The 12228-nt window shown below is 68.4% G+C and carries 12 protein-coding genes and 2 tRNA genes; 12 read left to right on the top strand and 2 right to left on the bottom strand.

All coding sequences use genetic code 11. The features are described 5' to 3' along the window. Positions 1–105: 105 nt before the first annotated feature. The 3 genes from FHS22_RS19925 (at position 106) to FHS22_RS19915 (ending at position 2245) form a co-directional block, all read left to right on the top strand. A complete protein-coding gene (locus tag FHS22_RS19925; protein ID WP_184943723.1) occupies positions 106–489 on the top strand; it encodes a DUF2784 domain-containing protein in 384 nt (127 codons plus the stop codon). Between the two features lie 78 nt (positions 490–567). Next, positions 568–1998, top strand: a complete 1431-nt coding sequence (gene pyk, locus FHS22_RS19920) for a pyruvate kinase (protein ID WP_184943722.1) — start codon at positions 568–570, stop codon at positions 1996–1998. A gap of 162 nt (positions 1999–2160) precedes the next feature. Beyond that, positions 2161–2245 (top strand) — tRNA-Tyr (locus FHS22_RS19915). 344 nt (positions 2246–2589) lie between these two features. Here FHS22_RS19915 and FHS22_RS19910 read toward each other — a convergent pair. After that, positions 2590–2662 (bottom strand) — tRNA-Leu (locus tag FHS22_RS19910). A gap of 129 nt (positions 2663–2791) precedes the next feature. Between FHS22_RS19910 and FHS22_RS19905 the strand changes: the two genes are divergently transcribed. From FHS22_RS19905 to FHS22_RS19880, 6 genes are all read left to right on the top strand, one after another. Further along, positions 2792–3382, top strand: a complete 591-nt coding sequence (locus FHS22_RS19905) for a response regulator (RefSeq protein ID WP_184943845.1) — start codon at positions 2792–2794, stop codon at positions 3380–3382. A 536-nt stretch (positions 3383–3918) separates the two neighbouring features. Then, positions 3919–5085 (top strand): branched-chain amino acid ABC transporter substrate-binding protein, encoded by a 1167-nt coding sequence (locus FHS22_RS19900; protein ID WP_338047841.1) that lies wholly within the window; start codon positions 3919–3921, stop codon positions 5083–5085. A gap of 161 nt (positions 5086–5246) precedes the next feature. After that, positions 5247–6215, top strand: a complete 969-nt coding sequence (locus tag FHS22_RS19895) for a branched-chain amino acid ABC transporter permease (protein ID WP_184943720.1) — start codon at positions 5247–5249, stop codon at positions 6213–6215. 14 nt (positions 6216–6229) lie between these two features. Beyond that, positions 6230–7357: a branched-chain amino acid ABC transporter permease gene (locus FHS22_RS19890; RefSeq protein WP_345097523.1), complete on the top strand. Its 1128-nt coding sequence runs from the start codon at positions 6230–6232 to the stop codon at positions 7355–7357. Beyond that, entirely contained in the window at positions 7354–8169 is an 816-nt protein-coding gene (locus FHS22_RS19885) for an ABC transporter ATP-binding protein (RefSeq protein ID WP_338047840.1), read from the top strand. The genes FHS22_RS19890 and FHS22_RS19885 overlap by 4 nt, the downstream gene beginning before the upstream one ends. Further along, the gene (locus tag FHS22_RS19880) at positions 8159–8911 is read left to right on the top strand and encodes an ABC transporter ATP-binding protein (protein WP_184943718.1); all 753 of its coding nucleotides are present in this window, start codon (positions 8159–8161) and stop codon (positions 8909–8911) included. The genes FHS22_RS19885 and FHS22_RS19880 overlap by 11 nt, the downstream gene beginning before the upstream one ends. A 72-nt stretch (positions 8912–8983) precedes the next feature. Here the strand turns inward: FHS22_RS19880 and FHS22_RS19875 are convergent, their stop codons facing one another. After that, the gene (locus FHS22_RS19875) at positions 8984–9529 is read right to left on the bottom strand and encodes a DUF4352 domain-containing protein (RefSeq protein WP_184943717.1); all 546 of its coding nucleotides are present in this window, start codon (positions 9527–9529) and stop codon (positions 8984–8986) included. 159 nt (positions 9530–9688) lie between these two features. Here FHS22_RS19875 and FHS22_RS19870 point away from each other — a divergent pair, with 159 nt between their 5' ends. From FHS22_RS19870 to FHS22_RS19860, 3 genes are read left to right on the top strand one after another with little or no spacing between them, the layout of a single operon-like run. Next, positions 9689–10561 (top strand): ABC transporter substrate-binding protein, encoded by an 873-nt coding sequence (locus FHS22_RS19870; protein WP_338047839.1) that lies wholly within the window; start codon positions 9689–9691, stop codon positions 10559–10561. A 3-nt stretch (positions 10562–10564) separates the two neighbouring features. Continuing rightward, the gene (locus tag FHS22_RS19865) at positions 10565–11413 is read left to right on the top strand and encodes an amino acid ABC transporter permease (RefSeq protein WP_184943716.1); all 849 of its coding nucleotides are present in this window, start codon (positions 10565–10567) and stop codon (positions 11411–11413) included. Continuing rightward, positions 11410–12171 (top strand): amino acid ABC transporter ATP-binding protein, encoded by a 762-nt coding sequence (locus tag FHS22_RS19860; protein ID WP_338047838.1) that lies wholly within the window; start codon positions 11410–11412, stop codon positions 12169–12171. The genes FHS22_RS19865 and FHS22_RS19860 overlap by 4 nt, the downstream gene beginning before the upstream one ends. Positions 12172–12228 lie beyond the last annotated feature (57 nt).

Genomic DNA, 12228 nt, shown 5'->3' with positions numbered 1-12228 from the left:
CCAGGGAAGCGGCGGGCCCGCACAGGAAGCCAAGAGACGGGACGGACGGCGGACCCGGGAAGGGACACGGATGCCGCACCCGCCTCCGCCGCCTAGCGTGGAACCATGATGTACCGCCTCATCGGGGAAGCCGCGATGATGCTGCACTTCCTCTTCCTCGCCTTCATGGCCGTCGGCGGCTTCCTCGCCTGGCGCCGGCCCCGCCTCATCCGGGCCCACCTCGCCGTCGCCGCCTGGGGCGTCGCCTCCGTCGTCACCGGAATGGAATGCCCCCTCACCGTCGTCGAGGACTGGGGCCGCCGCAACGCCGGGGAACAGGGCCTGCCGCCCACCGGGTTCATCGACCACTACATCGAAGGAGTGATCTACCCGGAGGAGCACACGAACCTGGCCCGCCTCGCCGTCGCCGCCCTCGTGCTCATCTCCTGGGCCGGCTACCTCCTCCGGAGGAGGAGGGCCGCCACCCCACCACCCGTCAATCGGAAGTAGCGTTACGTAACCGAGTTTTTCACCGGTGATATGACCCGCGTCACGCCCAAGTGGTCTGTACCAATTAAGGTAGGACCCGTGACTCGTCGCGCGAAAATCGTCTGCACCCTAGGCCCCGCCACCTCCTCATCCGAACGCCTCCGCGAACTCATCGCCGCAGGCATGGACGTGGCCCGCTTCAACCTCAGCCACGGCAGCCACGAGCTGCACAAAGAGGTCTACGACAGGGTGAGGGAGGTCGCCGCCGAGCTCGGCCGCGGCGTAGGCGTACTCGCCGACCTGCAGGGCCCCAAGATCCGCGTCGGCAAGTTCGAAGAAGGCCCCGTCCGCCTCGGCTTCGGCGACGTCTTCACCATCACCACCGAAGAGATCCCCGGCGACCGCGAACAGGTCTCCACCACCTACCTCGGCCTCCCCAAGGACGTCCGCCCCGGCGACAGCATCCTCGTCGACGACGGCCGCGTCCACCTCGAGGTCACCCGCATCGACGGCCCCCGCGTCACCACACGCGTCGTCATCGGCGGCATGATCTCCGACAACAAGGGCCTCAACCTCCCGGGCGTCAACGTCAGCGCCCCCGCCCTCACCGACAAGGACGAGGCCGACCTCCGCTGGGCCCTGCGCACCGGCTTCGACCTCATCGCCCTCTCCTTCGTCCGCCGCCCCTCCGACGCCGACGTCGTCCGCAACATCATGGAGCAGGAAGGCGTCCGCCTCCCGCTCCTCGCCAAGATCGAAAAACCCCAGGCCGTCGACCGCCTCCCCGAGATCATCGAAGCCTTCGACGGCATCATGGTCGCCCGCGGCGACCTCGGCGTCGAACTCCCCCTCGAAGAGGTCCCCGTCGTCCAGCGGCGCGCCATCGAACTCTGCCGCGAGAAGGCCCGCCCCGTCATCGTCGCCACCCAGATGCTCGACTCCATGATGAGCGCCCCCAGGCCCACCCGCGCCGAGGCCTCCGACGTCGCCTACGCCGTCATGGACGGCGCCGACGCCGTCATGCTCTCCGGCGAGACCTCCGTCGGCACCTACCCGGTCGAGTCCGTCGCGACCATGAGCCGCATCGCCACCGCCGCCGAGCACTCCGTCCTGGAAGCCACCCACAGCCTCGACCGGCTCCCCGAGACCACCGGAGGCGCCATCGCCCGCGCCGCCGCCGAGGTCGGCGCCATCGTCGGCGCCAAGGCCCTCGTCGCCTTCACCATGTCCGGCGAGACCGCCCGCCGCCTCGCCCGCTACCGCTCGCCCATCCCGCTGCTCGCCTTCACCTCCGCCCCCCACGTCCGCGGCCAGCTCGCCCTCACCTGGGGCGTGGAGACCTTCGAGGTCCCCTTCGTCCACCACACCGACGACATGGTCCGCCAGGTCGAAGCCGCCCTCCTCGCCCACGCCCGCCTCGAGAAGGGCGACAAGGTCGTCATCGTCGCCGGCTCCCCGCCCGGCACCGCGGGCTCCACCAACGCCCTGCGCGTCCACACCATCGGGTCCGCCGTCGCCCACCCCGCCTGACTCTTTCCGGGTACGGCCCCGCCCACGACGGCGCGGGGGGTCACGCCTCCCACTACGAGACGTGACCCCCCGCACCGCGCCCAGACCAGGTGGGAACGTCCGGCCGCACGAAAACCCGTTGCCCCGGCCGCTCGGCGGAGACCATCCTGAAGCCGTCTCCACGGAGCGGCGCCGGAGCTGGAGAGCCGGGCCCGGCTGTAAACCGGGTGTTTCGACTGAGGGGGTTCGAATCCCTCCCGCCCTACCAGCCCCCAGTACTTCGGCCCCACGAACTCATCCAAGATGCCGAACGTATTCGCGATGAGATGCGTGGATTGACCGGCTTCCGACTCCGGACGAAACATGGGATCGGGCGTTGGATGTCCAGACTCGACTCATCGCGACCGGGAACTGGAGAGCTCTGTCGGTCTCCGGCCTGGTCATCGCCGCCACCGCTGAGCGCCACGGAGCGGTTGTCCTGCACTGCGACGGCGACTACGACATGATTGCCCGGGTAACGGGCCGACCTGTCCGGTGGGTGGTCACTGCAGGGACTGCGGACCTGTAAGGACGGAGGAAGCCGCCTGGTCGCAAGGCCGGGCGGCTTGACTGTGCCCCGAGTGGGATTCGAACCCACACTTGATGGATTTTGAGGCCATTTCCTCTGCCGTTGGGATATCGGGGCATATTTGCGGACTTGTCCGGATTTTGTCGGCCAGCTCCGAGCTTACCCAAAGTGGATCAGTCGTGGGACCGGCGTGGTCCCAATCTAGCGGACGTCGGTACTCTCTTGCTCGTGAGTACGCAGCGGCGAGTGGTGATCGCGGAAGACGAGGCTCTGATCCGCCTCGACCTCAAGGAGATGCTGGAAGAGGACGGATACGCCGTCGTCGGGGAGGCGGGGGACGGGGAGACGGCCGTGAAGCTGGCCGCGGAGCTCCGGCCGGATCTGGTGATCCTGGACGTGAAGATGCCGGTGCTGGACGGGATCTCGGCCGCTGAGCAGATCGTGTCGCAGCGGATCGCGCCGTGTCTGATCCTGACGGCGTTCTCGCAGCGGGACCTGGTGGAGCGGGCGCGGGATGCGGGGGCGATGGCGTATCTGGTGAAGCCGTTCACGAAGTCGGACCTGGTTCCGGCGATCGAGATGGCGGTGAGCCGCCATGAGGAGATCGCGGCGCTGGAGCGGGAGGTGGGGACGCTCTCGGAGCGGCTGGAGACGCGGAAGCTGGTGGAGCGGGCGAAGGGTCTGCTGATGGCGGAGCACGGGTGGAGTGAGCCGCAGGCGTTCCGGTGGATTCAGAAGGCTTCGATGGACCGGCGGTTGAGCATGCGTGAGGTGGCTCAGATCATCGTCGGGAGTGGTGGTGCCGGGTCCGAGGGGGGTTCGGGCGGCGGGGAGTGAGTTCTCCGGAGGGTGCGGGGGGTCTTCGGGTGCGGGGGTTCGGGGAGTGGGGTCGCCGGCGGGTTCGGTGATCTCGGGGTCCGTCCTCGCGGCCGGGGGCAGGTGCGCGTCGGCGGGCCGGTCTGCGCGTGTCGGGAGGGGGCGGGGCCTGTGGGGCCGGTGTGGCCTGCCGTCGCCGTTCCGGTGTCCGGGGGTGCCGTCCTGGTTCGCCGGGGGCGTCCTTCTCGGCGGAGTCATGCCGGTGCCGGGCGGCCTCCTGGATGCGCGCGGGCTTCCCCATGTCCGGTGTGTCGTGCTGGAAAGATCGCAGGTTGGCGGTGACCATGGCTTTTGTGCCAGTAGCCGAAAAGAATCGGTGTAATAACGAAGCGGTAACGTCGGGTCGTCCTGTATCGACCTGTGACATCCGCTGGCTGTACTAACCGACACACCCCCTGGCCACTCCGCCAGGGGAGGGCATCTGTGAACCTGGTCCTGACCATGGACCGGGTGAAAGGAAGGCAACCTTGCGGCCTAAGACTGCTCGCCTCGGTGGAGTGCTTGCTGCCGGTCTGGCGCTCACTCTTGGTCTCGCCGCCTGCAGCGGAGGCGACACGGGTACCACGACTGAGGGCGGCTCCACGGGGGCCGCTGCCGGCACTGTCAAGATCGGTTTCATGGGTGACCTGACCGGTGCGAACGCCGGCATCGTCATTCCGCCGCGGAACGGTGCGAAGCTCGCGTTCGACGAGTACAACAAGACCAACCCGGCTGTGAAGATCGAGATGGTCGAGTACGACAGCCAGGCCGACCCGTCCAAGGCGGTGGCCCTGGCTCAGCAGGCCATCAAGACCGACAAGATCGTCGGCCTGGTGGGTCCGGCGTTCTCCGGTGAGTCCGCCCAGGTGGGCCCGGTGCTGGAGGAGGCGAAGATCCCGAGCGTCTCGGCCTCCGCCACCAATGTGAAGCTGGCCGAGAACGGCTGGAAGTACTGGCACCGTGTGCTGCCGAACGACGGTGTCCAGGGTCCGAGCATCGCCGACTTCATCGTCGACGGCGCCGCGGCGAAGAACGTGTTCGTCATCGACGACAAGTCGGAGTACGGCAAGCCGCTGGCGGACGCCGTCCGCGGTCAGCTGAAGACCAAGGGCGCCACGGTCACGGACGACTCGCTGGACCCGGCGGAGAGCGACTTCTCCTCGGTGGTGAACAAGGTCGCGGCGGCCAAGCCGGACGCGATCTTCTTCGGCGGTTACTACGCGGCGGGCGGCAACCTGCTCAAGCAGCTGCGTGACAAGGGTGTGACGGCGAAGTTCCTGTCCGGTGACGGTTCGCTGGACAAGGGTCTGATCGAGGGCGCCGGTGCGGAGAACGCCGAGGGCGCGCTCGTGGGCTGCCCCTGCTACATCGCCACGCCGGACGTGACGGACGCCAAGGTGAAGGGCTTCGCCGACGCGTACAAGGCGGCGTTCAGCGCCGACCCGGCGATCTACGCCTCCGAGGGCTACGACGCCGCGACGGTCTTCATCGAGGCGATCAAGGCGGGTAAGACCACGGCTGAGGACATCAACCAGTTCATCTCCACGGTGGACTTCACCGGTGTCTCCAAGCAGGTCAAGTTCCAGCCGACCGGTGAGGTCGAGGCCAAGGACATCTACATCTACCAGGTCAAGGGCGGCGTGATCACGCTGCTCGGCAAGGCCGCGGAGGCGAAGCTGGGCTGAGGTCCGGAGCTCCGAGAGGGTTAGGTAGTTGACGCGCGGAGAGCGGGAACGCCGCGGTGCGGTCCCGCTCTCCGTGCGGTTCCGGGTGGTCCACGAGATCCACTTGGGAGTGGCGGCTACCGGACAATGCAGGCGACCCCCGCTAGAAGTGGTAATCCCTAGTGTTCAATGACTTCATCAATCAGTTCTGGCCGTCGACGATCGACGGCCTGGCGTTCGGTTCGATCTACGCGTTGATCGCGCTCGGTTACACGATGGTGTACGGCGTGCTGCGGCTGATCAACTTCGCGCACTCCGAAGTGTTCATGATCGGCACTTTCGGTGCGATGTTCGTCCCGTTCGTGCTGGGCATCGACTCGGCTCTCACGGGCCTGGCGCTCGTGGGTGTGATCATTCTGATGATCCTGGCCGGAATGCTGGCCTCCGCGGGGACGGCGGTGGCGCTGGAGCGCATCGCCTACCGGCCGCTGCGCCGGCGCGGTGCGTCCCGGCTCGCGGCGCTGATCTCGGCGATCGGCGCCTCCATCTTCCTGCAGGAGCTGTTCGCGCTCCTGGTCATCCCGAACCTCTTCGACCGTCCGCAGCAGGGCCGGATCCAGATGGGTCTGCCCCGGTTGATGGAGCGGACCGAGCTGTTCTCGATCTTCGGTCACTCGGTCCGGGTGGACCAGGTGCTGGTGATCGTGGCGGCGCTCGGCATGATGATCGCGCTCGACCGGCTGGTGAACCGTACGAAGATCGGCCGTGGTATCCGTGCCACCGCGCAGAACCCTGAGGCGGCCGTGCTGATGGGCGTCGACATCGACAAGATCGTCCGGATGACGTTCCTGATCGGCGGCGGCATGGCCGGTGTGGCCGGCGCGCTGTACCTGATCTCGTACGAGAACACGAACTACCTCATCGGGTTCCTCTTCGGCATCAAGGCGTTCACCGCGGCGGTCCTGGGAGGGATCGGAAACCTGCGCGGTGCTCTGGTCGGCGGGATCGCCCTCGGGCTGGTGGAGAACTACGGAGCGATCTTCTTCGGTTCCGACTGGAAGCACGTGATCTCCTTCACCATCCTCGTCTTGGTCCTGATGTTCCGCCCCACCGGCATCCTCGGTGAATCACTCCAGCAGGCGCGCGCATGAACGAGAAGAATCCTTTGGCAGGCTTCCGTGGCCGGCTCAGCCACTTCGCAGACCAGATGCACGACCGCTGGCTGAACACGCCGGGCTGGCAGCGGTGGATCGTCTACGCGGCCCTGATCGTCGGGGCTCTGCTGCTGCCGTCGGAGAGCATCGGCGCCTTCATGTCGCCGGACACCGACTGGGCGAGCATCCTGTTCTTCCCGATCGGCACCTTCGTGCTGCTGGCCATCGGCCTGAACGTGGTGGTGGGCCAGGCCGGCCTGCTGGACCTCGGGTTCGTCGCGTTCTACGCGGTCGGCGGCTACTCGATGGCGCTGCTGGGCACCCGGATGGGCTGGGACTTCTGGCTGATCATGGTGGTGGGCATCGGGATCTGCGCCCTGTCCGGTATCACGCTGGGCGCGCCGACGCTGCGGCTGCGCGGTGACTACCTGGCGATCGTCACGCTGGGCTTCGGTGAGATCATCCGCATCACGGCGCGGAACACCGACGAGATCGGCGGCCCGAACGGCATCCGCGGCATCCCGCACCCGCCGAGCATCGAGGGCATCATGATCGGCGATGTCGAGATCTTCAAGTACGGTGTGCTGGACCCCCGGCCCTACTACTACCTGCTGGTCGCGCTGGCCGTCGTGGTGATCATCCTGGTGAAGCGCTGGGAGAAGAGCCGGGTCGGGCGCGCCTGGGCGGCGATCCGGGAGGACGAGGACGCGGCCGAGGTCATGGGCGTGCCGACGTTCCGCTTCAAGATGCTCGCGTTCGCGATCGGCGCCTCCATCGGCGGCGCGATGGGTGTGCTGTGGGCGGCGAAGTCCATCTCGATCAACCCGAACGACTTCCAGTTCCTGCTGTCGGCGACGATCCTGGCCGCGGTGGTCATGGGCGGCGCGGGCAACCTGCCGGGCGTCATGCTGGGCGCGTTCCTGGTGGCGTGGCTGCCGGAGCGGTTCCGCGGGCTGCAGGAGTACCGCATGCTGATCTTCGGTGCGGTGCTCGTCGCACTGATGATCTTCCGTCCCGAGGGCCTGCTGCCGTCGCGGCAACGCAAGGCGGAGCTGAAAGAGGGATCAGGCGGGATGGGTACGCTCGGAGCTGAGGTCCCCGGACCGCAGTCGCACGGTGAGGAGGTGGCGTCCAAGTGAGCACCGAAGCGGGTGCGGCGGCCGGCCAGGAGCGCGGTGGCCGCACGATGTTGGAGCTGCAGGACCTCGTCATGCGGTTCGGCGGCGTCACGGCGCTGCGCGACGTGAACCTGACGATCAACGAGGGTGAGATCTTCGCTCTCATCGGTCCGAACGGCGCGGGCAAGACCACGGTGTTCAACGTGGTCACCGGTGTCTACCAGCCGACCCAGGGCCAGGTCCGCTTCCTGGGCGAGAAGATCAACGGAGTCAAGCGCTTCAAGATCACCAAGCGGGGCATCGCCCGGACGTTCCAGAACATCCGGCTGTTCCACAACATGACGGCGATCGAGAACATCATGGTGGGTTCGGACGCCCACCAGCGCGCGGGCATGGTCAGCGTGGCGCTGGGCCTGCCCTGGCACCGCAAGGCGGAGCGCGAGGGCCGCGCGCTGGCGATGGAGCTGCTGGAGTTCGTCGGCATCCCGCACCGCGCGCACGACCACGCCAAGAACCTGCCCTACGGCGACCAGCGCCGCCTGGAGATCGCCAGGGCGCTGGCGACCGACCCGAAGCTGCTGCTGCTGGACGAGCCCGCCGCGGGCATGAACCCGGCGGAGAAGGTGGCGCTGCAGCAGCTCATCCGGGACATCCGGGATGCCGGGCGGACCATCCTGATCATCGAGCACGACATGAGCCTCATCATGGGCATCAGCGACCGCATCGCGGTGCTGGACTTCGGCCAGAAGATCGCCGACGGTCTGCCGGACGAGGTGCGGAACGACCCCCGGGTCGTCGAGGCGTATTTGGGGGCTCCCGCAGATGCTTCTTGAGATCAAGGACATCCACGTCCACTACGGAAAGATCGCGGCGCTCAAGGGCATCTCGGTCGAGGTGAACGAGGGCGAGATCGTCACGCTCATCGGGGCGAACGGGGCGGGCAAGACCACCACCCTGAAGACGATCTCGGGTCTGCGCGGCCTGACCTCGGGGAAGATCATCTTCGACGGCCGGGACATCAGCAAGATGCCCGGCCACAAGAGGGTCGTCGCGGGTCTCGGGCAGGCGCCCGAGGGCCGCGGCATCTTCCCCGGCATGACGGTCCACGACAACCTGCTGATGGGCGCCTACGCGCGCACGACCAGCTCCAGCAAGGAGCTCGCCGAGGCGTACGAGCTGTTCCCGCGGCTGGCCGAGCGCCGGGACCAGGCGGCCGGCACGATGTCCGGCGGAGAGCAGCAGATGCTGGCCATCGGCCGGGCGCTGATGGCCAGGCCGAAGGTGCTGCTGCTGGACGAGCCGTCGATGGGTCTGGCGCCGCTGCTGGTGCAGCAGATCTTCTCCATCATCGAGGAGATCAACCGGCGGGGCGTCACGGTGCTGCTGGTGGAGCAGAACGCCCAGCAGGCGCTGAAGCTCGCCCACCGGGCCTACGTCCTGGAGACCGGACGGGTGGTCAAGAGCGCCGCGGCGTCCGACCTGCTCAACGACCCGGCCGTGCAGGCGGCCTACCTGGGGGGCGGTCTCGGGCACGACGAGCCGCCGGCCCAGGGCGCTCCGGAGAGCCGGGCCTGAGCCGTACCGCGTGAGGAGGAGGGTCCGCCGCGGCGCGGCGGACCCGCCCCTCCCCTGGGCGGGGATCCCGGATCAGGGGAGGGGGACCGTGACGCCGTCCGTGCGGGCCAGGCCGAGCGGCGGGTCGCCGAAGAGCCGGACGGCGGTGGGCTCGGCGTCCTCGGGGACGTCGAACCACAGGTCCATCTCGACCCTGACCCCCGCGCCGAGGAGGAATCTCTCGGGCTGGCGCTTGATCGCCTGCGTGAACGGGTCGATCGCGTGGGCCGTGCCGCCGGCCGTGACGAGCCGCTGCTTTCCGGCGTCGAACCGGGAGTTGGCGCGGTTCGGGTTCTCCATGAGGATCCGCACGACGACGTACTGGCCCTTGGCCTGCCACTCGGCGTGGCTGCCGAAGAACCCGCTGAGGCCCTTCTGCAGGCCGATCACCTGGAAGCGGATCTCGCCGTCCTGGACCGGCGCGGAGGTCACCGGGATCTCGCCGGGCCTGACCGCGCGGGCCGGGAGCTCGTAGGTGGGGCTGGGGGCCGCCCGGGGCGGCCGCTCCGGCTCCGGGGAGCAGCCGGTCGCCAGCACGGTGAGCACGGCGGCGGCTGCGAGTGCGGTACGGCGTGGCATGGGGATCAAGCTAGATCGGGTGGTGCCGGATGGCAGCCGCGACCGTGCTTGTTGTCTGAATTGTGTCACAGTGGTGACCTGCGCGGTTGCGGATGTGAGGCAGCATCACCTGCACTGAGGTATCCATACAGGAAGCGACACTGACCGAAGGAGGCCGTTGTGGGCCTGAGTTTTGTTTCCCGCCGCGCGCTCACGGTGGGCGCGATGGTCGTCGCCGGTGCGCTCGGCCTGTCGGCCTGCGGTAGCGGCGGCGGTGGCGAGACCACAGCCGCGAGCCCGAGCGAAGGTGCCTCGTCCAGTGCTCCGGCGGCTGCGGGCGGACCCAAGCTGGTCACCCCCGGCAAGCTGACGACGTGCACCAACCTGCCGTACGAGCCCTTCCAGTTCAAGGAGGGCGACAAGGTCGTCGGCTTCGACGTCGACATCGTCGACCTGGCGGCCAAGAAGCTGGGCCTGACGCAGGAGATCGTCGACATCGACTTCGCCGTCATCAAGAGCGGTGCCGCCATGGCGGCCGGCAAGTGCGACGTCGCCGCCGCCGGCATGACCATCACCGAGGAGCGCAAGGCGAACATCGACTTCTCCGTGCCCTACTTCGACGCCACCCAGGCGCTGCTCGCCAAGAAGGGCACCGGCGCCGCCTCGCTGGAGGACGTCAAGGCCAAGAACCTCAAGCTCGGCGCCCAGGCGTCGACCACCGGCCTGGACCACGCGAAGAAGAACGGCTTCAGCCCCCGCGAGTTCGCCGACTCGCCCAAGGAGCTGCTGGGCCTGCAGTCCGGCCAGGTGGACGTGATCATCCAGGACCTTCCCGTCGTGCTCACCTGGCTGAAGAAGCCGGAGATCGCCGAGAAGTTCGAGCTGATCGCCAGCCTCGACACCGGTGAGCAGTACGGTGTCGGCCTGAAGAAGGGCGCCGACCCCGTCGTGCTCAAGGCGGTCAACGACGCGATCACCGAGGCCAAGGCCGACGGCACCTACGAGCAGATCTTCGTCAAGTGGTTCGGCAAGAAGCCCGGCGAGCTCGGCTGATCGATGACCGACCAGCTGAAGACGGCTGAGCCCGGCCCCGGCGGGAACCCTCCCGTCAGGGCCGGGCTCAGCCCTCGCAAGAAGCAGCAGATCAGCCGGGCCGTCCAGTACGTCATCCTGGTCGCGGTGGCGGTCGCCGCCGTCCTGCTGATCGACTGGGCGAGCCTCGCGCAGAACTTCGCCAAGCCGGAGGTGGCCCAGGAGTCGCTGCCGGAGCTGTTCACGGTCGCGCTGAAGAACACGCTCATCTACTCGGTCGGCGGGTTCGTCTTCGCGTTCCTGCTCGGCCTGGTGCTGGCGCTGATGAGGCTCTCGCCGGTCCGCCCCTACCGGTGGCTGGCGCTCGTCTACATCGAGATCTTCCGCGGGCTCCCGGCGCTGCTCATCTTCCTGATGATCCTGTTCCTGCCGCTGGCCCTGCCCGGCTTCGAGGTGCCCGGCGGCACCTACGGCCAGGGCATCCTGGGCCTGACCATCGTCGGCGCCGCCTACATGGCGGAGACGCTCCGCGCGGGTCTGCAGGCGGTGCCCAAGGGGCAGATGGAGGCCGCCCGCTCCCTGGGCATGTCGTACGGCAGGGCGATGATCACGATCATCATCCCGCAGGCCGTGCGCATCGTGATCCCGCCGACGACCAACCAGTTCGTGGCCCTGCTCAAGGACTCGTCGCTGGTGCTGTTCCTCGGCGTCTCCGGCGAGTACGTGGAGCTGACGAAGTTCGGCAACGACCTGGCCTCCACGCACGCGAACGCCACGCCCATCCTGGTCGTCGGCGTGACGTACCTGCTCGTCACCATCCCGCTGGGCTACCTCGCGTCCAGACTGGAACGGCGTCAGGGGAAGGGGCGGTGATCCCGGTGAGGCACGCGGTCGAGATCCGTGACCTGCACAAGTCCTTCGGTGAGCTGCAGGTGCTCAAGGGCATCGACTTCACCGTCGACCCCGGCCAGGTGGTCTGCGTCATCGGCCCCTCGGGGTCGGGCAAGTCCACCCTGCTGCGCTGCGTGAACCTGCTGGAGCAGCCCACCTCGGGCATGGTCGTCGTGGAGGGTCTGGAGCTGACCGACCGCGACGCCGACCTCGACGCGGCGCGGCGCCGGGTCGGCATGGTCTTCCAGCAGTTCAACCTGTTCCCGCACATGACGGTGCTGGAGAACGTGACGATCGCCCAGCGCCGGGTGCTGAAGCGCGGGAAGGCGGAGGCGGAGCGGGTCGCCAGGGACAACCTGGACCGGGTCGGCCTCGCCGACAAGGCGGGCTCCTACCCGGCGCAGCTCTCCGGCGGCCAGCAGCAGCGCGCGGCGATCGCCCGCGCGCTGGCCATGAACCCGGCGCTGATGCTCTTCGACGAGCCCACCTCGGCGCTCGACCCGGAGCTCGTGGGCGACGTGCTCACGGTCATGCGCAAGCTGGCCGAGGAGGGGATGACCATGCTGGTGGTCACCCACGAGATGGCGTTCGCCCGCGACGTGGCCGACCGGGTGGTCTTCATGGACGGCGGCGTCATCGTGGAGGACGGGCCGGCCGCCCAGGTGATCGGCGCGCCGCAGCACGAGCGCACCAAGTCGTTCCTGCGCCGGGTGCTCGACCCGACGCACACCGACGTCTGATCCGCGCGCACGCCGTACGGCCCGTGCCCTCACCGGGTGCGGGCCGTACGGCGTGCG

It is taken from the genome of Thiemannella venezuelensis, assembly GCF_014203605.1.
Classification (GTDB): Bacteria; Actinomycetota; Actinomycetes; order Streptosporangiales; family Streptosporangiaceae; genus Planomonospora_A; species Planomonospora_A venezuelensis.
Note: the sequence above shows the minus strand (reverse complement) of the source record. Positions and strands in the feature narration are given on the sequence as shown.